24 protein-coding genes and 1 riboswitch are annotated in these 25,864 nt (G+C 43.4%); of the genes, 20 read left to right on the top strand and 4 right to left on the bottom strand.

Features of this window, described 5'->3' with window-relative positions; all coding sequences use genetic code 11:
* The first annotated feature begins 20 nt into the window (after positions 1-20).
* From ACZ43I_RS00455 to ACZ43I_RS00420, 8 genes are all read left to right on the top strand, one after another.
* Entirely contained in the window at positions 21-371 is a 351-nt protein-coding gene (locus ACZ43I_RS00455) for a hypothetical protein (RefSeq protein WP_344700733.1), read from the top strand.
* A gap of 100 nt (positions 372-471) precedes the next feature.
* Positions 472-966, top strand: a complete 495-nt coding sequence (locus ACZ43I_RS00450; RefSeq protein ID WP_344700732.1) for a CHAP domain-containing protein — start codon at positions 472-474, stop codon at positions 964-966.
* Between the two features lie 485 nt (positions 967-1,451).
* Positions 1,452-4,400, top strand: a complete 2,949-nt coding sequence (fdhF, locus tag ACZ43I_RS00445) for a formate dehydrogenase subunit alpha (protein ID WP_344700731.1) — start codon at positions 1,452-1,454, stop codon at positions 4,398-4,400.
* On the top strand, positions 4,400-5,014 hold the full coding sequence (locus ACZ43I_RS00440; RefSeq protein WP_344700730.1) for a helical membrane plugin domain-containing protein: 615 nt from the start codon (positions 4,400-4,402) through the stop codon (positions 5,012-5,014). Before fdhF ends, ACZ43I_RS00440 begins: the two co-directional genes overlap by 1 nt.
* 69 nt (positions 5,015-5,083) lie before the next feature.
* Positions 5,084-5,632, top strand: a complete 549-nt coding sequence (locus ACZ43I_RS00435) for a DUF488 domain-containing protein (protein WP_344700729.1) — start codon at positions 5,084-5,086, stop codon at positions 5,630-5,632.
* A 51-nt stretch (positions 5,633-5,683) separates the two neighbouring features.
* Entirely contained in the window at positions 5,684-6,634 is a 951-nt protein-coding gene (locus ACZ43I_RS00430; RefSeq protein WP_344700728.1) for an ABC transporter ATP-binding protein, read from the top strand.
* Positions 6,634-8,148, top strand: coding sequence for an ABC transporter permease/substrate-binding protein (locus tag ACZ43I_RS00425; RefSeq protein WP_344700727.1), 1,515 nt, complete (start codon positions 6,634-6,636; stop codon positions 8,146-8,148). Before ACZ43I_RS00430 ends, ACZ43I_RS00425 begins: the two co-directional genes overlap by 1 nt.
* 101 nt (positions 8,149-8,249) lie before the next feature.
* Positions 8,250-9,803, top strand: coding sequence for a BCCT family transporter (locus ACZ43I_RS00420; protein WP_344700726.1), 1,554 nt, complete (start codon positions 8,250-8,252; stop codon positions 9,801-9,803).
* A 119-nt stretch (positions 9,804-9,922) separates the two neighbouring features.
* On the opposite strand, the gene ACZ43I_RS00415 is transcribed toward ACZ43I_RS00420, so the two are convergent.
* A complete protein-coding gene (locus tag ACZ43I_RS00415; protein ID WP_344700725.1) occupies positions 9,923-10,594 on the bottom strand; it encodes an RluA family pseudouridine synthase in 672 nt (223 codons plus the stop codon).
* Positions 10,595-10,772: 178 nt separating this feature from the next.
* The gene (locus tag ACZ43I_RS00410) at positions 10,773-11,084 is read right to left on the bottom strand and encodes a rhodanese-like domain-containing protein (protein WP_344700724.1); all 312 of its coding nucleotides are present in this window, start codon (positions 11,082-11,084) and stop codon (positions 10,773-10,775) included.
* 288 nt (positions 11,085-11,372) lie between these two features.
* Here ACZ43I_RS00410 and ACZ43I_RS00405 point away from each other — a divergent pair, with 288 nt between their 5' ends.
* The 4 genes from ACZ43I_RS00405 to ACZ43I_RS00390 all read left to right on the top strand — a co-directional run bounded on the left by ACZ43I_RS00405 (position 11,373) and on the right by ACZ43I_RS00390 (position 15,863).
* A complete protein-coding gene (locus tag ACZ43I_RS00405; RefSeq protein WP_344700723.1) occupies positions 11,373-12,155 on the top strand; it encodes a gluconate 2-dehydrogenase subunit 3 family protein in 783 nt (260 codons plus the stop codon).
* Positions 12,156-13,907 (top strand): GMC family oxidoreductase, encoded by a 1,752-nt coding sequence (locus ACZ43I_RS00400; protein ID WP_344700722.1) that lies wholly within the window; start codon positions 12,156-12,158, stop codon positions 13,905-13,907.
* Positions 13,908-14,291: 384 nt separating this feature from the next.
* Positions 14,292-15,002 carry an aggregation-promoting factor C-terminal-like domain-containing protein gene (locus ACZ43I_RS00395; RefSeq protein ID WP_344700721.1) on the top strand — a complete coding sequence of 237 codons (711 nt, stop codon included), beginning with the start codon at positions 14,292-14,294 and terminating at the stop codon, positions 15,000-15,002.
* A 201-nt stretch (positions 15,003-15,203) separates the two neighbouring features.
* A complete protein-coding gene (locus ACZ43I_RS00390) occupies positions 15,204-15,863 on the top strand; it encodes a metal-dependent transcriptional regulator (RefSeq protein ID WP_344700720.1) in 660 nt (219 codons plus the stop codon).
* A 78-nt stretch (positions 15,864-15,941) separates the two neighbouring features.
* On the opposite strand, the gene ACZ43I_RS00385 is transcribed toward ACZ43I_RS00390, so the two are convergent.
* Positions 15,942-17,360: a polysaccharide deacetylase family protein gene (locus tag ACZ43I_RS00385; protein ID WP_344700719.1), complete on the bottom strand. Its 1,419-nt coding sequence runs from the start codon at positions 17,358-17,360 to the stop codon at positions 15,942-15,944.
* A 92-nt stretch (positions 17,361-17,452) separates the two neighbouring features.
* The gene (locus ACZ43I_RS00380; RefSeq protein ID WP_344700718.1) at positions 17,453-18,043 is read right to left on the bottom strand and encodes a TetR/AcrR family transcriptional regulator; all 591 of its coding nucleotides are present in this window, start codon (positions 18,041-18,043) and stop codon (positions 17,453-17,455) included.
* Positions 18,044-18,192: 149 nt separating this feature from the next.
* On the opposite strand from ACZ43I_RS00380, the gene ACZ43I_RS00375 reads away from it, so the two are divergent.
* The 8 genes from ACZ43I_RS00375 to thiE all read left to right on the top strand — a co-directional run bounded on the left by ACZ43I_RS00375 (position 18,193) and on the right by thiE (position 25,849).
* Positions 18,193-19,845 (top strand): YhgE/Pip domain-containing protein, encoded by a 1,653-nt coding sequence (locus tag ACZ43I_RS00375; protein WP_344700717.1) that lies wholly within the window; start codon positions 18,193-18,195, stop codon positions 19,843-19,845.
* A 202-nt stretch (positions 19,846-20,047) separates the two neighbouring features.
* Positions 20,048-20,794 (top strand): metal ABC transporter ATP-binding protein, encoded by a 747-nt coding sequence (locus ACZ43I_RS00370; protein WP_344700716.1) that lies wholly within the window; start codon positions 20,048-20,050, stop codon positions 20,792-20,794.
* Entirely contained in the window at positions 20,791-21,636 is an 846-nt protein-coding gene (locus tag ACZ43I_RS00365; RefSeq protein WP_344700715.1) for a metal ABC transporter permease, read from the top strand. Before ACZ43I_RS00370 ends, ACZ43I_RS00365 begins: the two co-directional genes overlap by 4 nt.
* A 37-nt stretch (positions 21,637-21,673) precedes the next feature.
* On the top strand, positions 21,674-22,621 hold the full coding sequence (locus ACZ43I_RS00360; RefSeq protein WP_344700714.1) for a metal ABC transporter solute-binding protein, Zn/Mn family: 948 nt from the start codon (positions 21,674-21,676) through the stop codon (positions 22,619-22,621).
* Between the two features lie 178 nt (positions 22,622-22,799).
* A riboswitch (TPP riboswitch) is annotated at positions 22,800-22,899 on the top strand.
* 70 nt (positions 22,900-22,969) lie between these two features.
* Positions 22,970-23,656, top strand: coding sequence for a thiaminase II (gene tenA / locus ACZ43I_RS00355; RefSeq protein WP_344700713.1), 687 nt, complete (start codon positions 22,970-22,972; stop codon positions 23,654-23,656).
* Complete coding sequence (gene thiD / locus ACZ43I_RS00350) at positions 23,649-24,443, top strand: bifunctional hydroxymethylpyrimidine kinase/phosphomethylpyrimidine kinase (RefSeq protein WP_344700712.1); 795 nt, start codon at positions 23,649-23,651, stop codon at positions 24,441-24,443. Before tenA ends, thiD begins: the two co-directional genes overlap by 8 nt.
* Before the next feature lie 3 nt (positions 24,444-24,446).
* Positions 24,447-25,232: a hydroxyethylthiazole kinase gene (gene thiM / locus ACZ43I_RS00345; protein WP_344700711.1), complete on the top strand. Its 786-nt coding sequence runs from the start codon at positions 24,447-24,449 to the stop codon at positions 25,230-25,232.
* A complete protein-coding gene (gene thiE, locus ACZ43I_RS00340) occupies positions 25,229-25,849 on the top strand; it encodes a thiamine phosphate synthase (RefSeq protein WP_344700710.1) in 621 nt (206 codons plus the stop codon). Before thiM ends, thiE begins: the two co-directional genes overlap by 4 nt.
* Positions 25,850-25,864: the final 15 nt, after the last annotated feature.

The following is a 25,864-nucleotide window of genomic DNA, read 5'->3' as shown; positions in this document are numbered from 1 at the left end:
TATGAAAGGAGATGTTGTTAATGATACAGTATTTATTAAATGCCTACATAGGCAAAAATGTCATTGAAGGCGGCCTGGCAAAAATAGAAAATGAAGGTCAAATGGGCGAGGATTTCGAAAAAGAATTTAATGTTACCCCAGACCAGATGAAGGTTGCGGGTTATCTCGAAGCAATCGGTTCACTATTCCTGTTTGCGTCATTCCTTGGCAAATCATTTAATCGTATCGGTTCGCTGATGATCAGTGGCGTCTTAGTTGTTGCGGTATTTAAGCACCTTAAAGCAGGACATGGATTCGAAGGTAGCAAGAATGCTCTTAAATGGGCATCGCTCAGCTTATTGAGTCTAATTGAAACATTCAGTAAAAAGTGAATGAATAGATAGGAAAGCAGCTGCCATCAGCTGCTTTTTTAAAATAACTGCACTTCTAAGTACTTGATTTAGACCACCAAACACCATTAATTATAGGGAGATGTTCCACGTGAAAAAATGGTTTACAGCCATCGCCATAACCTCGCTCGCAATTGGTCTTTATTATGTAGACAAACAGATGGAAGATGGATTGTGGGCTAATATAGAATACATAATCCTTCCTGATCCTATGGCGTACAACGCTTACGAGAAAGGAGAATGCACCTTTTATGTATTTGAAGAAATTAAAAAAGACGGCAATATGATAGGGGTGGACTGGCATGATGCTGAGTTGTGGGCTTCGAATGCAACCGATGATGATTATAATGTAGACCAAAAACCCGCTCCTGGGGCCGTGCTACAAACGGAACGTGGGGAACTGGGACATGTCGCTTATATAGAATCGGTAAAAGAAGATGGTTCACTCGTCATTTTTGAAATGAACTACAATACCCCTTATGAAATAACAGAAAGACTTATACCTTCCGAAAAAGTCGACCAGTATTCCTATATCCATCCCAAAGAAAATCCTCGTCCGAAAAGTATTGGAACATAGGAATTTTATTTCTCTGGCAACAGGCAGCAAAATATTTAGCAATATATCTCATTTCCTGTATTTATAACGCCATGCATTACTTAAATTTATAATGCATGACATTATTTATTATTTGAGAACGTTTATTTAATAGTGTTTTAAGCATTTCTGTCCCGTTACCTTATTGCTATTCAATAGATGGCGTTATAAATTTGACTCCTTTATTTAAACCCGCTTCAACTTTTCCGCATCATCTCCCTTGATTCCCAGATCACCGAACTCCGACACTTCCTTATCATTAAGTATCCTGGCTGGTCTGCTCCCCTTAATTTCGTTGTCAATTTCGAACTTTCTATTTATTTACATTAATAGTAGAATGATAAGCAACTCTTATGCTATTCACATCCTGAAAAGTCTTTTTCTATATAAAGGCTTGTAAAAATGTTTGGATTCGTTTTCATAAGGGAAATACTCTATAAATCTGTCTAATAAGGGGGAATCTTATCATGCAGCCATTCGATGTTTCTTTAAACGGCAGTACACAATCGATCGAAGAAAATACTACAGCATTGGATCATTTGAAAAATACTAACCTGGAACCACCTAACCTCTGTTACCATCCAAGCCTTGGTGCGATTGAAACATGTGATACATGCATCATAAAAGTCAATGGAGAGTTTGTACGGTCGTGTTCCACAGAATTACAGCCTGGAGATGTAGTGGAAACACTTGGCGATGATGTTCATGAAGCGCAACTTATCGCGATGGACCGCATACTCGGTAATCACGAGCTCTATTGTACAGTGTGTGATTTCAACAACGGGAACTGTGAGATACATAATACAGTAAAAGAGATGAGAATCGAACACCAGGATACTCCCCATGAAACAAAAGGGGCGGAAATCAATCGAAATGCATTCTATCGCTATGATCCTGACCAGTGTATTCTATGTGGACGCTGTGTGGAGGCGTGCCAAGACCTCCAGGTCAACGAAACACTCCTGATTGACTGGACTCTCGAAAAACCAAGAGTCATATGGGACAATGATACGACGATAGATGAATCATCGTGTGTAAACTGCGGACATTGTGCGACGGTATGTCCTTGTAACGCTATGATGGAGACTGGTATGGAAGGAGAGGCCGGCTTCCTGACCGGAATGGCTCAAGAATCATTCAGACCAATGGTCAACATCACTAAAGATGTAGAAACTGGTTATGGCTCTTTGATGACCCTTTCAGATATGGAAGCCCAGATGCGCGAAGAAAGAATCGAAAAGACAAAAACCGTATGTACCTACTGCGGAGTCGGCTGTTCTTTCGATGTCTGGACGAAAGGCCGCGAGATATTAAAAATAGAACCTCAGGAAGAGGCCCCTGCTAACGGTATCTCCACGTGTGTTAAAGGGAAGTTTGGATGGGATTACGTCAATAGTGAAGAACGTCTGAAAAAACCACTGATAAGAGAAGGCGATGCCTTCCGCGAAGCAGAATGGGAAGAGGCGCTTGACCTTATAGAAAGTAAATTCAAAGAAACAATGAGTAAGAAGGGACCAGATGCGTTGGCATTCATCTCTTCCTCAAAATGTACGAATGAAGAATCCTATTTAATGCAGAAATTAGGACGAGGTGTCATCGGTACAAATAATATCGACAATTGTTCCAGATATTGCCAATCTCCGGCTACTATGGGTCTATGGCGTACGGTCGGATACGGTGGGGACTCCGGTAGCATAACGGACATCGGTCAAGCTGAACTTGTCATTACAATCGGGTCCAACACGGCAGAATCACATCCTGTACTCGCAACACGTGTCAAGCGTGCCCAGAAACTCTATGGCCAAAAAGTGATTGTCGCAGACTTGCGCAAACATGAAATGGCAGATCGCGCGGATTTGTTTGTCAGACCCGCACCTGGCAGTGACTTAGTATGGCTATCTGCTGTCACGAAATATATCATCGATCAGGGGTGGCATGACGAAACCTTCTTGAGTGAGCATGTCAACGATGTCGAAGAGTACATCAGGAGTCTAGATAAATACACACTGGATTATGCTTCCGAAACCACAGGAATGTCGAAAGATGAACTGATTGAGATAGCCACCTCCATCCACCAGGCCAAAACCACTTCCATACTTTGGGCCATGGGTGTCACACAACATGGTGGGGGCAGTGATACAAGTACAGCGATATCGAACCTATTGCTCGTTACAGGCAACTATATGAAACCAGGTGCCGGAGCATATCCTCTGCGTGGACACAATAATGTTCAGGGAGCAAGTGACTTCGGCAGCATGCCGGACCGTTTCCCAGGGTACCAGTTTGTTAGTGATGATGAAGTAAGAGGCCGCTTTGAGAAGAGCTGGGGTACTGACATACCTAAGGAACCTGGCTTGAACAACCATGAAATGGTTGATGCCATGCATGATGGCAGATTAGATGTTTTGTATCTGAAAGGGGAAGATATGGGCATCGTTGATTCTAATATCAACTATGTACATTCAGCTTTTGAAAAACTCGATTTCTTCGTAGTTCAGGATATATTCTTCTCAAAAACATGTGAATACGCCGATGTCGTTCTCCCTGCCAGTCCGAGCCTTGAGAAGGATGGAACTTTTGTCAATACAGAGAGACGTTTCCAGCGCCTCTATAAAGTTTTGGATCCACTCGGAGATTCTAAACCAGATTGGCAGATCATCGTCGAAATCGCCAACCGTATGGGAGCTGATTGGGATTATGGCCATCCTTCAGAAATCATGGATGAGGCAGCTTCATTAACACCGATGTTTGCAGGTGTCAGTTATGACCGACTTGAAGGATATGATAGTCTGCAGTGGCCTGTAGATGCAGATGGTACTGATACTCCTCTTCTATTCGAAGACAAGTTCCCATTCCCTGACGGCAAAGCCCGCCTGTGGCCGGTCGATTGGACAAAGCCAGTGGAATTTGGTGAAGATTATGATCTACATGTCAACAATGGCCGTATACTCGAGCACTTCCACGAAGGGAATATGACCTATAAATCTGAAGGCATCACCAGAAAAACTCCGAAAGTATTCTTGGAAGTTTCACATGAACTTGCCAGGGAACGTAATCTGGAAGATGGTACAGTAGTCAGATTGACCTCGCCTTACGGTAGCGTCAAAGTAAGCTGCATCGTTACAGACCGGGTGTTCGGCAATCAACTTTACCTGCCGATGAACACCAATGGTGAAGGAGCGATAAACTACTTGACCAGTTCCCATTCCGATAAAGATACGGATACCCCTGCCTATAAGGAAGTCTCCGTTAAAATGGAAGTTCTCGAACCGAAAGGGGAAAGCCCAATGCCTAGAATCAACCACCGTAATGGGAATCCTCAGCCTCAGATAGGGGTACGCGTCGAGGAGAAGTGGGCACGGGATGACTATATCTTCCCAGGTGATATCGTAAAGGAAAGAAGGTCGAATAAATAATGGCTAAAGCGACAAAAGTCATCCATAAAATGAAAGTCGACCCGGAAGTTGAGCATGATAAGGCATTGCACGAAATCGAAGAGTTGTTTATAGAACATAAAGACTCATTGAACGATGTTCTTGAGATGATGGAAAAAATGCGTGAGCGTGAATTTTTCAATATCGCAAATGCCTCGCTTGGTCAAAGCAGTAAAATCGTCACTCGGCTTGTTACGGCCTTGGACGGTTCCAGGGCGCCTCATTCAATCCATAACCTGCTGTTACTTTTTGAACTTCTCAGTAGCCTCGATATGGATAGTCTGGAGCCCGTTGCCCATAAATTGAATAATGGCATTGCCCAGGCTGCCAAATATGACAAAAGTAATCGATCTTCCGGCTACAGGGAGCTCTTCGCCGCATTGAAAGATCCGGAAGTCGTGGCAGGACTCAATATGGCACTGCAGATATTAAAAGGACTGGGGCAGGAGGAAACTACGAAAAAAGAGAATTCTGTCACCGATTCCAGCAAAAGAAGCACGCGCACAAGCAGATCAAATTCATCCATGAAATGGTACCCACTAGTATTAGGTGCCGCTGCTGTAAGTGTGCCATTGCTTTTAAAATTTAAAAATTAACAAAGTCCCCTGCTTATTGCCAGGGGACTTCTAATGAATCAAGAATGTTAAACTGGAGGAGTGGCTGTTATGGACGTTTATACAGTGGGGCATTCCACAAATAGCCAAACCGAATTCCTAAAACTGCTCGCTTATGAAAAGATTGATTATATTGCTGATATACGAGCATTTCCTCATAGCCGTAAACACCCTCATTTTGATATAGAACAAATGAGCGAATGGCTTGAAGACTCACATATAACCTATCGTCATCACCCGCTTCTCGGTGGTAGAAAAAGCACATCCTCCGTAGTAGGGAGTAACCTGAACGATGGATGGCACAATCAATCGTTCCATAATTACGCCGATTACACTTTGACGGATGAATTTATGGAGGGAATGCAGGAAATCAAAGCCATAGCTGATGACTATAAAGTAGCCTGCATGTGTTCTGAAAGGCACCCTGCACGCTGTCATCGTCTTATAATCAGCAATTGGATGGCAGCAAACGGTTGGGATGTGCACCATCTGATCTATGACAAGGACGCCCCCCAGGTTGTTGAACACGAGCTCGGGAAGTGGGGCGCCATGCCCATTATTGAAGAAGATGGTACAGTCGTCTATCCTGCCGAGACCTGACCTTCCTATCCATTCACATACCTAATAAGTCATTTAACTAGGAGAGACTCTATGATCAAATTTGAAAATGTTACCAAGCGGTACGGCGACAAGTTAGCGGTCGACGATGTAAGTTTCAATATTGAAGAAGGCGAGACCTTTGTGCTGATTGGTCCCTCAGGTTGTGGCAAAACCACCACCTTGAAGATGATCAACCGGCTTATTTCCTTATCAAATGGATATATCTATTTCAAGGATAATCCAATCAGTGAATATCCGATCTATGAAATGCGGTGGGATATCGGTTATGTCCTACAGCAGATTGCATTGTTCCCGCACATGACCATCAAAGAAAATATAGCTCAGGTACCACAGATGAAGAAGTGGTCCACCAAGGAGATTGACGCCCGGATAGACGAGCTGATGAATATGGTCGGACTTGAACCCAAACAGTTTAAAAATCGCTATCCGGGTGAACTATCCGGGGGTCAGCAGCAGCGGGTGGGGGTCGTCCGGGCTCTTGCAGCAGATCCGCCTGTCATCCTCATGGATGAACCATTCAGCGCACTTGATCCGATCAGTCGGGAAAAACTCCAGGATGATCTTGTAGACCTTCAGAAAAAGATTAAAAAAACCATTGTGTTTGTCACACACGATATTCAGGAAGCTTTGAAACTTGGTGACAGAATCTGTTTGCTGCGGGAAGGTAGAGTTGAACAAATCGGCACTCCTGACGAATTCATGTCACAACCTGCCAATGATTTCGTCAGGGAATTCATTGGCGACCTGGATAATTATCGTATGCAACAAGTGGCTTTAGGCGAATTGGCTAAAGAAATACCCCCATTAGATGGGGAGGAAAATATCGGTGTTCCTGAACTTTCAGGCAATGCTTCTCTTCGTGATGCATTTGATCGCTTGTCGGAAAATGACAGTGTAATCGTCCTTACTGACCAGGGCAGGAAGCGGATCCGTCCCAAAGATGTTTTCAGGTACATGTCTAGCAGCAAGGAGGAGCGCTAATGAGTACTTTTTTCGAAACTTTCAGCAATAGAAAAGGCGAACTCCTCACCACTTTGATAGAACATATCCAGATTTCATTCATCGCTTTACTTATTGCAGTCCTTATAGGAGTACCACTTGGCATCGCACTTACGAAAACAAAAAAGCTATCGGAAGCAGTCATCAATACTGCAGCTGTCTTGCAGACGATACCTTCTCTCGCACTGCTCGGCTTGATGATACCTTTGTTTGGCATTGGTAAAGTGCCGGCAGTGATTGCCCTCGTCATATACGCATTGCTGCCAATACTCAGAAACACATTTACGGGCATCGATGAAGTGGATGATTCCTTGGTTGAAGCAGCGAGCGGGATAGGCATGAAGCCAATGAGACGTCTGACAAAGGTTGAACTTCCCATTGCAATGCCTGTCATAATGGCTGGTATACGTACAGCCATGGTACTTATCATTGGAACAGCGACACTCGCGGCGTTAATCGGGGCTGGCGGTCTCGGGGACTTGATATTACTCGGGATCGACCGCAACAACACTTCCCTGATTATACTCGGTGCTATTCCTGCAGCATTGCTTGCGATATTCTTTGATGTTGCGCTTCGGATAATCCAGAATCTATCCTATAAGAAAATAACCATTACGCTCGGTGCAATACTTCTGGCCATGTTGCTGATCTCAGTAGGGCCGCTCTTCTCCCAAAAGGAAGAAACAGTGACCATCGCCGGAAAACTTGGAACAGAGCCTTCCATCATCACAAATATGTATAAAATACTTATTGAAGAAGAAACAGACTATGCAGTTAAAGTCGAAGATGGACTCGGTAAGACTTCTTTCCTATTCAGTGCCTTGAAATCCGATGACATTGACGGCTATCTTGAGTTTACAGGGACAGTCCTTGGCGAGTTGACTAAGGAAGAGCTTGACTCCAAAGAAGAAGAAGCTGTCTATGAACAGGCCAAATCCAGCCTGGAGGATGAATTTGATATGACGCTTCTTAAACCGATGGAATACAATAATACCTATACACTTGCCGTAAAGGAAGAGTTTGCAGAAGAGAATGATCTTGAAACGATAGGGGACCTAAGAAGTATAGAAGATGAGATAAAACCTGGTTTCACACTTGAATTCAGCGACAGGACAGATGGCTATCCAGCCATAAAAGAAACGTATGACCTCGACTTCAACAATGTACGCACAATGGAACCGAGCCTGAGGTACCAGGCGGTGGAGAGTGGTGACATCAATCTTGTCGATGCATATTCAACTGATGCTGAACTCAGACAATTCGGGATGGTAATCCTGGAGGATGACCAGAATGTATTCCCCCCTTACCAAGGTGCACCTCTTTTCAAGGAGGCCTATTTGGAGGAGCATCCCGAAATAGTAGAACCATTGAACAAGTTGGCAGGTAAAATATCGAACGAAGAAATGCAGGAGATGAACTATAGAGTTGCGGTTGAAAATGAAGACCCTTACCGCGTTGCAAAAGATTATCTTGTTAAAGCCAACTTGGTAGAATAGCCATGTGATTGGAATGCCTGCTGATAGATCAGCAGGCATTCCAACCTCCATGGGCATTTCCCGGGAAACATCATATTCTTTCATATATAGGAGTGGTTGAATTGAATGATAAAAAATCAATTAGTTCAGTATTTTGGTGGGCTTTAGCCATCTGTATCCTCTTCGTGGCAGTGGGAGCAGCCGTACCTAAGAGACTGGAGTCATCTACGCAGTATGTAACATCACTCATATCCACAAATTTCAGCTGGTACTATCTGCTGTTGGTATTGGCCATACTTTTTGTCTGTATCTATCTTCTTTTTTCCAGATTCAGCAACATCACCCTTGGTAAGGAAGGAGAAGAACCTGAATTTTCCCTCCATTCATGGTTTGCGATGCTCTTCAGTGCCGGAATGGGCATAGGGCTAGTTTTCTGGACCACAGCCGAACCAATCAGCCATGCTTTTTCTTCATCACCTATTGCATCCCCCGGGTCGCAGCAAGCCATTGATCAGGCTATGCAGTTCTCCTTCTTCCACTGGGGCATACACGCATGGGCGGTGTATGGCATAGTGGCACTTGTGTTTGCCTACTTTAATTTTCACAAAGGCTATAAAGGCCTCGTAAGCGCCACGTTAACGCCTTTGTTTGGGAAAAAATTGATGCAGGGTGCCCTAGGCACCTTCCTGGATGTGCTTGCTGTAATCGCTACAGTGACGGGAGTAGCTGCAACCCTCGGTTTTGGCGCCTTACAGATCAATCAGGGATTCAACTTCCTGTTTGGGATTCCCGCTAATTTTCTTGTCCAATTCCTCATCATAGCCGTAGCGACTCTGCTCTTCACATGGTCGACCTGGTCTGGGATCGATAAGGGGATTAAAATGTTGAGCAATTTCAATATGGTCATTGCAGTGGTAGTACTGATCGGCCTTTTCCTTGTTGGCCCTACACTTTATGTCCTTAATATGTTTACCAATTCTCTTGGGAATTATATTTCCGGATTCTTCGATATGAGCTTGAGACTGCCCATGAATGACAGTGATGCATTTGCATGGCTTGAAAATTGGACCGTTTTCTACTGGGCATGGTGGATTTCCTGGGCTCCATTTGTCGGTATCTTCATCGCCCGTGTGTCGAAAGGGCGGACCATCAAAGAATTCATATTGGGCGTTTTATTTGCTCCGACACTCGTATGCTTCATATTCTTTGCGGTATTTGGAGGTTCGGCAATCAATCTGCAGGAGAATGGCATAGCGGATATTTCAGGATTCGCAACGGAAACTGCGACGTTTGCAATGTTTGAGAATTATCCTTTAGGTTTCCTGTTGAGTCTGCTTACCCTTATCGTCATCGCGGTATTCTTTATCACATCTGCCGACTCGGCGACATACGTGATCGGGATGTTGACGACAAATGGAAATAATTTTCCAAGTGGCATAGTCAAGATCATCTGGGGCATCACCTTATCCGCCTTCGCCCTCATCATGATCTACACGGGCGGCACACAAGGTATACAAAACCTACTGATTATCGCGGCACTACCATTTTCACTTGTCATCATCTTTATGATGTGGTCACTGTTCCGGTCATTAAAGGAAGATCATCCCCGTTATCCGGCTAGGACTAAAGTATTTGAAGCCAAAGATTTGAAGGTTGGATCAAAAGAAGAAGATTAATTATAAATGCCGCCATCAACCCAAACACAAAAACCACACAGAATTTATCATAAAACCCCCTCCTAAGTCAGTTTCTTGACATAGGAAGGGGTTTTATATGGACTGGGTTTCTTCATTACTTACATATAATAGGACCAGGGATATGTTTCCGGTGGCGGGCATTCGACAACGACCATTTCGTCTTTAGTAGGATGCTTCACACTCAGTTTAGAGGCCCAAAGTGCTATCTGCTGACCCGGCTTATTTATACTTCGGCCGTACTTCTGATCACCATAAAGAGGGGTCCCCTGATTGGCCAGCTGGACCCTTATCTGGTGGGAACGTCCTGTCTTCAATTCGATTTCAATCAGGCTGCCTTCTTCATTGCTTTTTAGAACTTTGTAATCCATCACTGCCTGTTTAGCATCTTTTTTATCTGATTTGACTACACTTACAATATTTTTGCTGCGGTCCTTCCGCAGATAATCAGTCAATCTTCCATGATTTTCAGACAAATGTCCACGCGTTACGGCAACATATTTACGGTAGATCTGATGCGTTCTTAATGCCTCGGATAATCTTGAAGCGGCTTTTGAAGTCCTAGCAAACACAATCGCCCCTCCCACAGGCCGATCAAGCCTGTGTACAAGCCCCAGATAGACATCCCCCGGCTTGTTGTACTTTTCCTTAATGTATTCTTTTAGTATATCCAATAGATTTTCATCTTTCGAATCATCTCCTTGAACCAATAGATTCACTGGCTTTTCAACAATAAGAAGATGATTATCTTCATACAGAACCTTAATATCCATATCCGTACTCCCTTTATTTTTATATGGCCATTGATGCCGAAACATACTTTTACACCGAGTAAACCATTACTTTCCAATGTACCACGCATTACTCAAATTACAATCCTGACTATTGTGGAATCATTCACTCTTTTATAGTCACTCGAGTATTAATTTATGTGCCAATGCCAGTTTCTTCTTATTTCCCAGTCACTTTCTTACCCCGCCACTGGTTCATTCCCCCGCGTACATTTATTGCTTCTATACCTTTTTTCCTGAGAACTTTCGTCGCTTTCTTACTCCTCATGCCGGATTGGCAGATGATGTAGACTGGTTTTGAGTCATCTTTGTAATCAGATACTTTATTTAATGGCAGATTGATGGATTTTCTGATATGACCGGAACGGTATTCCCCAGGAGTTCTTACATCGAGCAGCTTACTATTCCTTTGCAATACTTCAGCTAACTCTTCTATGGAAACAGATTTTACTGGATTAAAGATTGAAAACATCTGTATCCCCCTTTCTATTAAATATCATTATACCCTACCCGGTATTATTTTTACAACTGGCATCATTTTAAAAAACTGCTCTGGCAACTCAATTTTATGAACCATAGTTGTCTTAACATAAGTCTATCTATATTAACTGTGTCCCTACACTTAATCATTTCCTAATAGCCCATCAATATATTGTTTTTTACTTTATTATGTTCATTGACATCATCAATTTTAAAGTTAGACTTAGAGTATGGATATGTCCAATTTATGTCTAAATAACCTTATGGAAGGAGAATGACAATGAGCGGCAATGATAATGAAAAGCAATTTTCAAGACGTGACTTTTTGAAGACTACCGGGGTATTTACCGGTGGAATCATTGGAGGTTCTTTACTCGGTGGTGTCGTCATGGATCAAACCAATCTACTTGATGATGAAGAAACAGCAACTTCCAATGAAACAACTGGATCAGATTCTGGTGCCGAAGACGGCAATATGGCTGCGCGTACCTTCTTCAGCCGAAGTGAAGATTTCGAAACGCTGGCTGCAGCTACTGAACGCATCTATCCTGAAGATGATAATGGCCCTGGGGCTATTGCGCTCGGCGTGCCTTACTTCATAGATCGACAGATGAGTGGATTCTACGGGCAGAACAGCCAAGATTACACAATGGGACCTTTTAAACCGATGGCTTCAGACACACATGGACTTCAGGCAAAACTGATACGTGGGGACATATTCCTTTTCGGTTTGAGACGTCTGGATGAAGTGAGCAATGAAAAACATGATAAGGCGTTCCCGGATCTTGACGGAGCGGCACAAGATGATATCCTGAAAAGTTTCGAAGCAGGGGATGTTGACATTAAAGGTGTAACTTCTGAATTCTTCTTTAACTTGCTCAGAAATATGACGATAGAAGGAGTCTATTCTGATCCTGCCTATGGTGGCAATAAGGATATGCAAGGATGGAAAATGATCGAATATCCTGGACCCCGTATGGGTTGGATTAATGAAATAGAATCAAAAGAGTTCCAATCATTGGAGCCGGAAGCATTGAGGCAATATCAGGGAGGTGGCATATAGATGGCCGAAAAGTTAGATAAGGTGGACGTCGTTGTAGTAGGTATGGGATGGGCCGGAGGCATCGTAAGCGCCGAGATGGCTAAAGCCGGGAAAAAGGTCGTAGCACTGGAAAAAGGTGCCGACAAAACCAGAGAAGATTATATTGGCGTCAAAGATGAACTGAGGTTTGATAACCGCTATCAAATCATGCAGGAACTCTCTGGCGACACCATCACTTCAAGAAATGAAATCGATGAAACCGCTCTGCCGGTACGCACGATGGAAGATATGCAGCTTGGAACTGGTGTCGGCGGAGCTAGTGTACACTGGGCTGGTGCCTCATACCGCTATTGGCCATATGAATTCGAAATACGGAGCCAGACGATTGACCGTTACGGTGAAGATAAAATTCCTGAAGATATGAATCTTCAGGATTGGGGCATTACTTATGATGAGATGGAGAAATACTACGAGAAGTGGGAATATACTGCCGGCATTTCAGGAGAGCAGGACCCAATGGCACCAGAGAGGAAAAAACCATGGCCAAATCCACCTCTAAAAGAAACACCTTCGCTGAAGCTTTTTAAGGATGCGGCAAAGAATCTCGGCTTACATCCTTTCCAGATTGCAGCAGGCAACCTCTCACAAAATTATGAGAATCCAGACGGTGAAAAGCTCAACGCCTGCATGTACTGTTCATTCTGTACACGTGCTGGGTGTGATTTCTCGGCTAAATCAGATCCTATCGCAACCGTAGTAAAAACCGCTTCAAAACAAGATAACTTCGAACTGAGGACACGCGCGAATGTACGTCGTGTACTGTACGATGATGATTCCAAGAAAGCGACTGGCGTCATGTATGTCGATGAAGCAACTGGTGACGAATATGAACAACCTGCAGATGTAGTCGTATTGGCAGCATTCGCATTTTCAAATAATCGTCTGCTGATGCTCTCGGATATTGGTGAACAATACGACCCCGAGACGAAAAAAGGGACTATCGGTCGTAATTTCAATGGCCAGTATAACTCTGCTTTCCATGGCGCACGTGGTTATTTCGAAAATGAGAAATTCAACCTTTATATGGGGGCCGGGGCACTCGGGGCTGCTGTAAACGATTATGCTGCAGATAACTTCGACCACTCGGACCTTGATTTCATCGGCGGCGGTGCCATTGAATTGAGGCAATATGGGTTCGGGGCTATTTCAAGCAGTGGCCATGTACCGGGAGATACACCAAGCTGGGGAAAAGAGTACAAAGACAAATCACTCCATTATGCCTACCGCTCATTGGTAATATGGTATACAGCGATTACCATGTCCTACTGGCATAACTATCTCGATCTTGATCCAACATATAAAGATGAGTACGGTGACCCTCTCTTACGCGCTACTTACAAATTTGGCGATCAGGAAAGGAACATCGGTAAATTCGGTATCGAAAAATGTCACGAAATCATGGAAGAAATGGGTGCTGACATCATTGAAGATGGGGAAGTGCCAGATGAATTCGACCATGTATATTCCGGTGGACACTATACCGGCGGTGTCGTCATGGGCGATGACCCTGAAACATCTGCAGTAAATAACTATCTTCAGATGTGGGATGTAGATAACTTGTTCGTCGTGGGCGGATCTGCCTTCCCGCAGTTCGGCGGCCACCACCCGACACCTACCATTGGTGCATTGGCATATCGGGCAGCCGAAGGCATCGAAAAATATATGGAAGAAGGAGAACAACTTGCGACTGCAAGAGGCCGCAAGTATATCTAACCCTCCACGCCTTGAACTTTAGAGGGCACCCTCAAACTGAATACAGATCATGTTATAATCCACATCCCTATGATGTGGATTATTTTTAATTTCAGACCAACTATCATCCAATTTTTCTATTTTCGGCTATAAATTCCATTAAAAAGGGCAATATCGTATATTTCGCATGATAATATTCAGAAATAATACAGTAAGATGTCAATATTACACTAACAGCCCTAAATTGTAATCTCCTTATTATTGGACTGTAACCCACTATCCTCTAATCCATGATATATTATTCATTGTCTTAGAAATAAACACCTTAATCTTGATGAACGCAACGGTAAGACTACGTTTAATATATACCTTTTTGGAGGATGAAATTTAATGAAGAAAACAATATTGACTACTACTATGGCACTTGGACTTGGAATCACTTCACTCGCTACTGGCCAATCTGCAGAAGCTTCTGCTCAGGACATCAACAAAGAAGAACTTGCGGCAATGGCTCAGAACGGCGCTGCTGAATTGAACAACTCTCCAATCCATGAAGGCGCATATGAGTATAACTTCACTCTTAACGGTGTGGACTACAACTTCGAGTCCAACGGTACACAGTACACTTGGTCTTATGGCAACTACGATAACAGCGTAAGCGTAGCACCTCAGCCAAAAGCACAGACTCAAGAGCCTGCACCAAAAGTAACTGAATCCTACGATACACAGGAAACAGTTCAAAACAATACTCAAGAGCAAGCACCTCAACAAACAGAAACTGTTGAAACTTCTACACCTGAACCTGTCCAAGAAACAGTTCAGACTCAAAAACAATCTGCTCCAAGCCCACAAGCATCTTCTAACGGTTCAGTAAAAGAGCAATTCCTTGCTGCCGGTGGTACGCAAGCAATGTGGAGTAATATCGTTATGCCAGAATCAAGCGGTAACCCGAGTGCAGTCAATCACCTCGGCTACAGAGGCCTAGGTCAAACAAAAGAACACTGGGGTACTGGATCTGTTGAAACACAGACAAAAGGCATGATCAACTACGCTCAAGAGCGTTACGGTTCTGTAGAAGCAGCTATGGCTTTCCGTCAGCAAAATAACTGGTGGTAGGATGTAAGCTAGCATATATCAACCCTTATCGTATGGATGATTTCCATGTGGTAAGGGTTTTTTCTTTCTTACGTTCCAATCTTGCGCTGTACATATAAACTTTGTCCTCACGCCATTTATAAACTATAATAATGGTCAGATGTTGTCATAAGACAAATACCAATATGCCTATTCCCAGCCCGGAATATAAGGAGAGTCGAGATGAGTCCTAAAAAAGAAGATTATATTAAAGCACTTTTTGATTTGGGTGGCCAGGTGACAAAAGTGTCTAACAAGGAAATAGCAGAGCGTTTGGGTACATCCCCGCCTACAGTCACGGAAATGATGGTCAGTCTTGAAAAAATAGGGTGGACCGAATATTTTCCTTATAAAGGCAGTCTATTGACTCCCGAAGGGGCTGAGCGTGCAAAACACCTTATCCATAAACATCGTCTATGGGAAGTGTTTCTTGTCGATAATCTGGGGTTTGAAATTGATGAAGTCCATGATGAAGCTGAAGTTTTGGAGCATGCCACCAGCAATATTCTAGCTGATCGTCTGGAGAGGTACCTTGGACACCCTGAATATTGCCCTCATGGAGGTGCCATTCCATTGAATTTGATAGACAATCAGGAACATCATATCTACCGTCTGTCAGAAGCTGGGGATGAAGAAACATTGTTTATTTCCAGAATAGTCAATGAAAGTGATCTCGTATCCTATTTTAAAAATAAAAAGCTGAATGTCGGAGATAAGTTGACAGTCATCAGCCGTGACTTAGCCAATGATTCACTGTTGGTCAAGAATCTAACCCAAGGGATTGATATAGAGCTAAGCAGTTCCGCTTCGCAGTATCTATTCGTAGAACAATCTGATAGCTGATCATTCTTTTCCATTAATGAATAATAGATAGATTAAAACCCCGCCGATATCAATTTATGATATCGGCGGGGTAATTTATTAGTCCAATTCTGAAACAGTTACAAATTCATATCCTTCAGAAGACAAATATTCCAAAATATCAGGCAGTGCTTGAGCCGTTGTTCCATGAATATCATGCATCAAAATAATAGCGTCATCATGCATGTTAACCCTTATTCTCTTCTCAATTATATTAGGGTCCTTATTTTTCCAGTCTTCCGTGTCTATCGTCCAAAGCACTGGCTCCATGTCGATGAAATTATTGATTTCCTCATTCGTACTTCCATACGGTGGTCTAAAGACCGTAGGCTTCAACCCTGTCGCCTGCATTATCAATTGATTGGTCCGGGATACTTCAATATCGATCTGTTCAAAGGAAAGTGTGGTGAAATCTGGATGGTTCATCGAATGGTTGCCGATCTCATGACCTCTCTCCGCTACCTCTTTCGCAACATCCATGTAATACTCTATCCTTTTACCTTGCATAAAGAATGTTGCTTTTGCATCATACTGGTCAAGTGTGTTCAATATATTCAAAGTATGCTCTGGATGGGGGCCATCGTCAAAAGTAAGTGCCACTTTCTTTGCTTGTTTATCAATGGATCGTTCAGTATATACTTTCGCTTCTGCATCCTCTTCCTTCTCTGTGTCATCCTCCTCGTCAGACACAGTCAGGAATTGAGTGTATTCTTCTTTTACAAGATTGCGTGCTTTATCGGAAGGTATCTCAACCTCAATGCTCCCTGCAGCACCCGCTGCTATTTCATATTGATTGAATGACAGACTCAATCCAACATTGGTTATATAAACATTATTAAAGTCATTATCCGGTGCTTCAATCCATTCCTTCAATTCATCTTCAAATAGATAGCGGCTCAAGTCTTCATCTTCTTCTGCATATTCAAGAATATAATCATAGAGTAATCCCCTATTTTCTGCAGTATCATCGAATATTTCCTGACCTTCTATCACTTCTCCTTCTTTTACATCAGCCATTATTATATTCTTTCTCGTCTCGCCATTGGCCCCATATGTAAACATATACGTAGTAAAGTCGAATGTATAAAGGTTGTCATTTACGCGCTCGGTCTCATAGCTGAGGTTGAAAATTGCCTCTTGGCCTGAAGGCGGCGCTTCAAAATCTTCAAGTTGCTTATTGAAATAGCCCCTCTCAGCCTCAATATATTGCTTGATTGCACCATCAATGGAATCAACAGCGGTTTCAGGATATTGCGTGCTGGCATTCAATGTTTCAGTGTCTTCAATTTCAGTAATGATATCTATCCCTGGATAATTCGATTCTTCGATAGACTTAGATTCTTTTTGTTCTGTCTCTTCCGGATTGTTTTCTTCGCCTTGGGAGCCTTTTACAGAACTTGTATTCTGCTCTGCCTTTTCGGGGGATTGGCATGCCGCCAATATAATGATAATGGTAAATAGATACAGTAGTTTCTTCAATTCAGTCACCTTCCGCCCACTCTTCAGTCTGGGTTTACATATTTATCTTGCTATTGCTCGGACAAACCCTTATTCAGCTTATCAGCAGCGGTTCATATATCAACTGCCTTAAACACGCCATTTATGGTGAATGTTTCAATTAGACCCGCCATCTCTTCGGTTGATTCCTGACAGTCATTTTTGAGCCATTTCAAAAATATGCCCATATGTGCATTCGTCACATATGTTATCAAGTAATCCGTAAACCCTTCCGAGTTCAAATCCACACCGAACTCCTCACTCTTCACTTTATAGAAATCATACATATGACGGGAAAAATACTTTGCAAACTCTGTGGTACCCACACTGTTGGCTACCGTCAACACGCGTATTCGGTTTTCCTTAAGGTACTCAAAAACTTTCAGGATAGTCTCTTTAATCTGGCTTTCTGCAATTTCACTGTAGCTTTCACCCACAATGTTACCGTACAACAATGCCTCGATGTCAGAAACAAGCGCGACTTGAAAACTCTCGATCAACTCATATTTGTCGCTGTAATGGCTATAGAAAGTTCCTCTGTTGATCATCGCTTCATCACTTATATCTTTTATCGTAATATTTTCAAATGACTTCTCTTTCAATAGCTTGATGATTGCATCATCTATGCTTTGTAATGTTTTCTGTACCCTTAGATCTTTCTTCAAAAATACTCAACCTTTCTTAGTATTATGTTGGTTATCCTACACAATGGATTATATTAACCATTGAACAATAAGTAAAACGACATATAATATTTTATTGTACACAGTGTTCATTAATTATATTTTAGCACAAATAATGGAAAGGTGATTCAATGTTCCAAGATTTTAAATTTATCTTCAAAAAACCAATGCTTCTAACTTCCCTTCTCGTCATTTCTTTATTACCAGTCATATATGCATCCATCTTTCTCGGTGCCATGTGGAATCCCTATGATCGTACTGATGATATGGCTTTCCATGTCGTGAACGAAGATAAGGGTAACGAAGATATTGATCTAGGCGCAGAAATAGAAGAGGAACTTAAGCGGAATGATCAGCTTGATTGGCAGTTCACCGACTTGAATGAGGCCAAAAAAGCGCTGCAAAAAGGGGATTCGTACGGTTATCTGCGGATTCCTGAAGATGCCTCCGACAATGCAATGACTTTTTTGAGTGATGATCCGAAACCAGTAGATATGGTGTTGAAAACGAACCCAGGGCATAATTTCATCGGCTCGATAATGTCTGAACAGGCAGGTTCCATGCTGACGGATACTGTAAAAACGAGCGTCACTGAAACTTATACATCTACACTCATCGGCCAACTGAATGACCTCTCGGAACAAAGTGATGAAGCCAAGCAGGCATTGGCTGATTTAAAAAATGGCGCCCATGATCTCAATGATGGATTGATCGAAGCTGAAGAAAGCACTGCCCAATTGAATCAGGGCTCTGCTGAGGTTAATGAGGGGGCCGCTCAGCTCAGTCAGTCGTCAAAAGCACTTCATGATGGTGAAACGCAGTTCACAGGACAATTGGAACAATTTTCACCAATTCTCGGCAACAATGCCCAGGCGGTCCTGGGTGCACAAAGAGAACTGGAAGACGGTGCAGGGCAAATTGAAGCGGGCAGTTCCCAGTTGGCTCAAGGAGCTAGCGAATTGAATTCCGGTTTATCACAGCTTGAGTCTGGCACAGGGAATTTGGTAGAAGGTTCGGGAGAACTTGCTGGTGCACTCGATGAAATTGATACAAGGTTCAACGAAGTTTTATCCCAGTTGGACGAAAACGATATTGCATTTACAGAAGATGGTGCAAAAGCCATTGCCACACCCGTCAATCTGGATATTGAAAGTATTGTAGATACTCAGAATTATGCCCAGAGCTTTGCGCCGCTCATCATTGCAGTAAGCTTGTTCATCGGCAGCATCACCTTCAATGTCGTCTATCCGATGAATAAGATTTTTGAAGACAGACAATCTGTACTACGCCAGTGGGTGAGCAGAATCTCACTGTTCCTTAGCCATGCCTTATTGATGTCGACACTGTTATATATTGTAATTGTCTGGATTATGCAGATTGAAATCGCCAGTCACGGGAAATTTTTCTTGGCCATGCTAGTGTGGTCGACTGCCTCCATTGCAATGATTGGACTGCTTGTCATGATTTTTGGGAATTTCGGGAAGTTTTTAGGCATTGTACTGCTCATCATTCAATTATCATCAAGTGCCGGTACTTTCCCGATCGAGACCTCAAGCGATTTCTACCAAGGACTCTATCAAGTGGTGCCGATGGCCTTTGTAGTAACCGGTTTCAGGGATGCAGTGTTCAATCAAGGATTCGATTATAATTTCAGTACGGTGATCTATGTATTGCTCGTGACGATACTGGCAGCTTTCATCCTCATATCATTAGTGCTGCTATTGAAGAATAAAATGCCGAAGTATGAAGAAAAAGTCAATAAACTAAGCAAATTTGAAAGTTGATTCTAGCAGGGGCCTACTAAACAAAGTAGGCCCCTTTTTGATGTAATTTACTTAAATGACTGTAAATTTGCATATCTTTAGTAATTTTATTTGTAAAAACCAATTACTTTTGTTATAGTGAATTAAGTTTAGGGAGCCCTAACTTAGGGATCCCTAATATTCACTATCCCAGAGGGATGTATAGTAATAGGGGGATCACGTTTTGGAGCAGTCACTCGACGTTAAAGATTTAACCGTTTCATATTCTAATAAAATTGCCATAAAAAACTTTGATGTTTCAGTGGATTCGGGCAAACTGATCGGCATTATCGGACCGAACGGTTCCGGAAAATCAACATTTGTAAAATCAGTCCTTGATCTGGTGCCAAAAGATTCGGGGGAAGTACAGATATTTGGAAAATCCATCGATAAAATCCGTAAGAATATCGCCTATATTCCTCAAAGATCACATATAGATTGGAATTTCCCCATCCTGGTCAAAGACACGGTGATACAAGGCACCTATCCTAAATTGGGCCTATTCAGCCGCCCTAAAGAGAAAGAAAAGAAAATAGCCATGGAAGCATTAAAAAAAGTCGGAATGGAAGAATTCGCCGATAAACAGATAGGTGAACTTTCAGGTGGACAGCAGCAAAGGGTGTTCGTAGCGAGAAGTCTCTCTCAAAATGCCGATATCTTATTCATGGATGAACCATTTGTTGGAATCGACATCCACAGTGAGGAAGTCATCATCAAAATTCTGAAGGAATTGAGGGATCAGGGAAAAACGCTATTCGTCATCCACCATGACCTGACCAAAGTAGAAGATTATTTTGATGACTTGATCTTAGTGAATGGCGGTCTGGTTGCTGCAGGGCCGGTTGCTGAAGTGTTCACCCCAGATCTGATGGAGAAAACTTTTAATGCGCCATTAGCTGTTTTAGAGAACATGGGAGGTAAACTATCATGAGTTTTTTGAATGACCTATTGTTCTATGATTACCTCCAGAAAGCCTTGATCACTTCAATAATGGTCGGCATCATATCCGGTGTAATCGGCAGTTTCATCGTACTGCGCGGAATGTCGTTGATGGGGGATGCCATTTCGCATGCAGTACTGCCTGGCATCGCCATTTCTTACATGTTGGGTATTTCGTATTTCTATGGTGCTGTAGTAGCAGGAGTGATCGCTGCTGTGGGTATAGGTGGCATCAGCCAAAACAGTAGAATCAAGACAGACGCTTCAATCGGAATAGTGTTCTCAACTGCTTTGGCTCTAGGGATCATACTGATTACAAAAGCGCAGAGTGCAACAGATTTGACGCAGATACTGTTCGGTAACGTCCTCCACGTCAGGACTTCTGATATGTGGATCACTGCAGGGGTCAGCCTTCTGGTCATCATCATTATCGTGGTCTTCTATAAAGAACTTCTCATTGCAACATTCGATGAGACGATGGCACGGGTTTATGGCTTGAACACCCGTTTCATCCACTATGGTCTGATGGTACTGCTGACACTTGTTGCAGTCGCCTCCCTGCAGACAGTCGGGGTGATACTGGTAGTCTCCCTGCTGATTACGCCGGCCTCGACCGCCTATCTGCTGACGAACCGCCTATCCATCATGATCGTATTATCTTCAATTTTTGGAGCCAGCGCTGCAGTGGTCGGCATCTATTACAGCTACATGCATGATCTGCCGTCCGGCCCTATCATAGCGATTGCTTCTGCCATCCTCTTTGTATTGGTGCTGATTTTTTCTCCAAGGCAAGGCGTACTGTGGCCAAAGCTTCGCAAGATGAAAAAATCATAATTGATGAGCCATTATAAATTTTTAGGAGAGATTAAACATGAAGAATAAGATTACTTATCTGATCGGCCTGTTGATGGTCGTACTAGTGTTGAATGCTTGTTCAAATGAAAGCAGTGCTGCGGGTGAAGCGAATGAGGATGATAAATTGAAAGTGGTCACATCCTTTACGATTCTAGAGGATCTCGCCCGTGAGATTGGAGGCGAGGATGTCGACATTCATAACCTCGTACCGACCGGCACGGATCCCCATGAATACGAACCACTTCCTAAAGACATGAAAAAGGCCACTGACGCGGATATTCTTTTCTATAATGGCTTGAACCTTGAGGGTGGTGGAAATGGTTGGTTCTTTAAAATGATCGATTCCGTCAATCAGGACCTAGACGATGTCTACTCCCTATCAGACCGCATCGAACCGATGTACATCACTGATGAAGAGACCCAAGCAGAAGAAATCAACCCGCATGCTTTCATCAGTCCTAAAGTGGGGATAAAGATGGCAGAGGATATGCGTGACGCTTTCATTGAAAAAGACCCGGAAAGAAAAGAAAACTACGAGAAGCGGGCTGACGAATATCTTAAACGATTGAAAGATGTAGAAGGGGAGTACCAACAGAAGATAGATGACATTCCGAAAGAAGGTCGGGTACTTGTTACAAGTGAACGCGCCTTCCAATATCTTGCCAGTGATTACGGTTTGAAGGAAGGGTATATATGGGCAATTGATACTGAAGATACCGGTTCACCCAACCAGATAAATTCACTTGTTTCATTCATTGAAGAAAATGACGTGCCTGTACTCTTCATCGAATCGAACGTCGATCCGCGTCCGATGGAGACCGTCTCCGATCAGACGGGCGTTCCTTTTTCCAAAAAACCCATCTATTCCGATGAAATTGGAAAACCGGGAGAAGAAGTGGACACCTATATCAAGTATCTGAATTACAACATCAATCTGATCCATGACGAGTTGAGCGCCGAGTAAAAGATATGGCCGTGTGGCCATATCTTTTTTTAATGGTTGATGACCCTCGATGTTCTATCTATCATTGATGTCGTCAAATTTCCCGGGAAATCATTGAAACACATTGACAGTCTGATGACTCATATCCATATTTGACTTTGAGGAATGAGTCGGCTAACATGATAATCAACTGAATACGCAACACCACTAGGGGTGCTTTTTAGCTGAGACGGTCACAGACCGATCCCTTTGACTTGATCTGGATAATGCCAGCGTAAGGAATGTGGGATGGTCGGACATATCCTGTCTTCATACTAAACCCATTTCCTACGCTGGAAATGGGTTTTTATCATTCTAAATAGGAGGATTATGATGTTAAGTACACAATTGAAGCAGGATGCAGAGCAGTTTATTGACGAAATATACGGGGATGATTTCATCCAGGGGCTCATAAATGAAGATATTGATCACGCTTCACTCATCCACTATCTTCAGGCAGATGCATTATATCTTGAAGAATTCGCAAATATTTATGCCATGCTGATCTCGAAGACCACTTCCAAGGACATGATGGAATATCTTCTCGAAGAGATGCGTTTCATACTTGGGGGAGAGGTCGAGGCACATGAAGTTTTGGCAAGAGCTGTAGGAAAGCCATATGCAGAAATCATAAAGGATGGAGAATGGTATCCTTCTGCCGATCATTATATTAAACATATGTACTATAACGCCTATGCTAAGGAAAATATCGCATTCACATTAAGTGCCATGGCACCGTGCCCCTACATCTATCAAAAGTTGGCGGAAAAGGCGATGGCGCAAAACGTATTCCAGGAAAACCACCAATACCGGGGATGGTTCGAATTCTACAGTAGCAATATCGATGAGACGGCTGATGTGATGTTCAACGCCATCGACAAAGAAGCGGAGAATATGAATGATGATGAAATAGGCCTGCTGCGCAAAAATTTCAGAGAGAGTGCAGAGCATGAAAGGCGGTTCTTCAATATGGCGATGACAAGAGAACACTGGGCGGGGGTGGATATGAATGTCTAGAATGCCCATTGCGTTGACTGTTGCAGGGACCGATCCGACTGGCGGCGCTGGTGTTTTGGCTGATATCAAAACCTTCCATTCACAAGAGGTGTTTGGAATGGCTGCAATCACCGCCCTGACCGCACAAAATACCATAGGCGTCCAAGATGTCCATAATATCCCGGGACAGTTTCTACAGGAGCAATTGGACAGCATCTTTTCCGACGAAGTACCAGACGCCATGAAAAGCGGCATGATTGCCAACGAAGAGATGATGGCAGTCATAAAAGAGTGTGTTGAACGCCACCAAGTCCCCTATATCATCGATCCGGTCATGATTGCCACAAGCGGTGATCCACTCATAGATGGAGATGCTGCTGAATTTCTCAGAACACAGCTTTTACCCCTTGCTTTGACCGTTACACCAAACATACATGAAGCAGAGAAGATCAGTGGCCAACAAATCAGTAGTGAGGGGGATATCAAGAAAGCTGCCGATATTTTCCTGAATGACATCGGGGTGCAGAGCGTTGTAATAACAGGCGGACATCTGGATTCAGGCCCCACAGACTATTTATTTACTGCAGACAACGCAATAGAACTCAGTGAAACGCGTATCGATACAACCAACACACATGGCACAGGATGCACATTTTCAGCAGTGATGACAGCAGAGGTGGCCAAGGGGAAATCAATCGAAGAAAGTTTCCGTACCGCTAAGCGCTATATCACTTCGGCAATCAGACATAACCCAAATATCGGAAAAGGTAATGGACCGGTCAGCCATTTCAGCTATAAAGGAGAGTAATTCATGGATAATGTAAATAGACTCAGAGAGATGAACCCGCTTGTTGTCTGCATCACAAATGATGTCGTCAAAAACTTCACGGCTAATGGGCTCCTTGCGATTGGCGCTTCGCCACTTGTAGGCGGGGAAGTCGCAGAAGCTTCAGATCTGATGAAATCCGCTTCTGCACTCCTCATCAACATCGGTACTGCAGATCAATCCAAACTACAGGTCATGGATGAGATGATGAAGGAAGCAAACAGGAATGATGTGCCGATTGTATTTGATCCAGTCGGATTTGGTGCTTCACGCTTCAGAGTCGAGATTACAGAACAATTATTGTCACGCCATAAAGTTTCACTCATAAAGGGGAATCCCGGAGAGATGCATGCACTATCAGGAGCTGAAAGCAATATGAAGGGGGTCGACTCTAAAGAAGAGACTCCTGCCGAAGAAATTGCAGGCAAGGCCTATGATCGGTACAGGACCCCTGTACTTGTTACAGGTGAGCAAGACGCCCTTATGACTGACAGCGGACTTTCGATAATGGGTAACGGCCATGCCCTACAGGGGAGAGTGACAGGCTCAGGATGCCTTCTTGGTGCAATCATCTGTGCATTCCTTGGAACCTCAGACCGGTTTGATGACCAGTCCATCATCGATGCGGTCAGCTATTATAACCTGTGCGCTGAGAAGGCGGCTTTGGCCCAAGAACATCCAACCCCAGGTACATTCGCCACAAGGCTGATCGATGAGCTGTATTTGAATGATGACAACTTGCTCAAAGAACGGAATGTAACGACCAGATGATGGATAAAAACGCACTTGAATTATACTTTATCTGTGGAAGTTCCGATACGGATGAGCACCTCCCCGCCGTGGTTGAGAAAGCTTTGGATGCTGGCATCACACTGTTCCAACTCAGGGAAAAGGGCAGCAGATCCTTGACAGGCGATGAACTGGTGGAGACAGCTTCTGAAATAAAAAAATTATGCGATAGCTATGAAGTGCCTTTCATCATTAACGATGACTACGAACTGGCCGAACAGATTGAAGCCGACGGGGTACACCTCGGTCAGGATGATATCAGGGTCCAAGATCTCCCTCCCTATTTTAACGACAAGATCGTCGGTCTATCTGTAGGTAATGCAAAAGAATTGGCATCAAGCAATCTCAAAAAAGTCAGTTATATAGGCACGGGGCCTGTCTATGCCACACCCTCAAAGGCGGATGCCGGCAAGGCCATTACGCCAAAAGGTCTGGCTGATATGAGACGCCTAATTGGCGACAAGCCAATGGTGGCAATAGGTGGCATCACCCCGGACAACTACATGGCCTGCCTGGAAAACGGAGCTGATGGCATCTGCGTGATTTCCGCCATTGCAAACGCACCGGATATAAGGGATGCCGTACATCGCTTCCTATGATGTTGAAAAATAATA

This window comes from Salinicoccus jeotgali, from assembly GCF_055379195.1.
Note: the sequence above shows the minus strand (reverse complement) of the source record. Positions and strands in the feature narration are given on the sequence as shown.

What these genes read in the sequence shown, in the direction of transcription:
- ACZ43I_RS00450 (WP_344700732.1), top strand. Translation starts at nt 472, where the DNA reads ATGTTCCACGTGAAAAAATGGTTTACAGCCATCGCCATAACCTCGCTC.
- ACZ43I_RS00425 (WP_344700727.1), top strand. Translation starts at nt 6,634, where the DNA reads ATGAGTACTTTTTTCGAAACTTTCAGCAATAGAAAAGGCGAACTCCTC.
- fdhF (WP_344700731.1), top strand. Translation starts at nt 1,452, where the DNA reads ATGCAGCCATTCGATGTTTCTTTAAACGGCAGTACACAATCGATCGAA.
- ACZ43I_RS00375 (WP_344700717.1), top strand. Translation starts at nt 18,193, where the DNA reads ATGTTCCAAGATTTTAAATTTATCTTCAAAAAACCAATGCTTCTAACT.
- ACZ43I_RS00400 (WP_344700722.1), top strand. Translation starts at nt 12,156, where the DNA reads ATGGCCGAAAAGTTAGATAAGGTGGACGTCGTTGTAGTAGGTATGGGA.
- ACZ43I_RS00415 (WP_344700725.1), bottom strand. Translation starts at nt 10,594, where the DNA reads ATGGATATTAAGGTTCTGTATGAAGATAATCATCTTCTTATTGTTGAA.
- ACZ43I_RS00405 (WP_344700723.1), top strand. Translation starts at nt 11,373, where the DNA reads ATGAGCGGCAATGATAATGAAAAGCAATTTTCAAGACGTGACTTTTTG.
- tenA (WP_344700713.1), top strand. Translation starts at nt 22,970, where the DNA reads ATGATGTTAAGTACACAATTGAAGCAGGATGCAGAGCAGTTTATTGAC.
- ACZ43I_RS00365 (WP_344700715.1), top strand. Translation starts at nt 20,791, where the DNA reads ATGAGTTTTTTGAATGACCTATTGTTCTATGATTACCTCCAGAAAGCC.
- ACZ43I_RS00410 (WP_344700724.1), bottom strand. Translation starts at nt 11,084, where the DNA reads ATGTTTTCAATCTTTAATCCAGTAAAATCTGTTTCCATAGAAGAGTTA.
- ACZ43I_RS00390 (WP_344700720.1), top strand. Translation starts at nt 15,204, where the DNA reads ATGAGTCCTAAAAAAGAAGATTATATTAAAGCACTTTTTGATTTGGGT.
- ACZ43I_RS00430 (WP_344700728.1), top strand. Translation starts at nt 5,684, where the DNA reads ATGATCAAATTTGAAAATGTTACCAAGCGGTACGGCGACAAGTTAGCG.
- ACZ43I_RS00360 (WP_344700714.1), top strand. Translation starts at nt 21,674, where the DNA reads ATGAAGAATAAGATTACTTATCTGATCGGCCTGTTGATGGTCGTACTA.
- ACZ43I_RS00435 (WP_344700729.1), top strand. Translation starts at nt 5,084, where the DNA reads ATGGACGTTTATACAGTGGGGCATTCCACAAATAGCCAAACCGAATTC.
- thiM (WP_344700711.1), top strand. Translation starts at nt 24,447, where the DNA reads ATGGATAATGTAAATAGACTCAGAGAGATGAACCCGCTTGTTGTCTGC.
- ACZ43I_RS00440 (WP_344700730.1), top strand. Translation starts at nt 4,400, where the DNA reads ATGGCTAAAGCGACAAAAGTCATCCATAAAATGAAAGTCGACCCGGAA.
- thiE (WP_344700710.1), top strand. Translation starts at nt 25,229, where the DNA reads ATGATGGATAAAAACGCACTTGAATTATACTTTATCTGTGGAAGTTCC.
- ACZ43I_RS00455 (WP_344700733.1), top strand. Translation starts at nt 21, where the DNA reads ATGATACAGTATTTATTAAATGCCTACATAGGCAAAAATGTCATTGAA.
- thiD (WP_344700712.1), top strand. Translation starts at nt 23,649, where the DNA reads ATGTCTAGAATGCCCATTGCGTTGACTGTTGCAGGGACCGATCCGACT.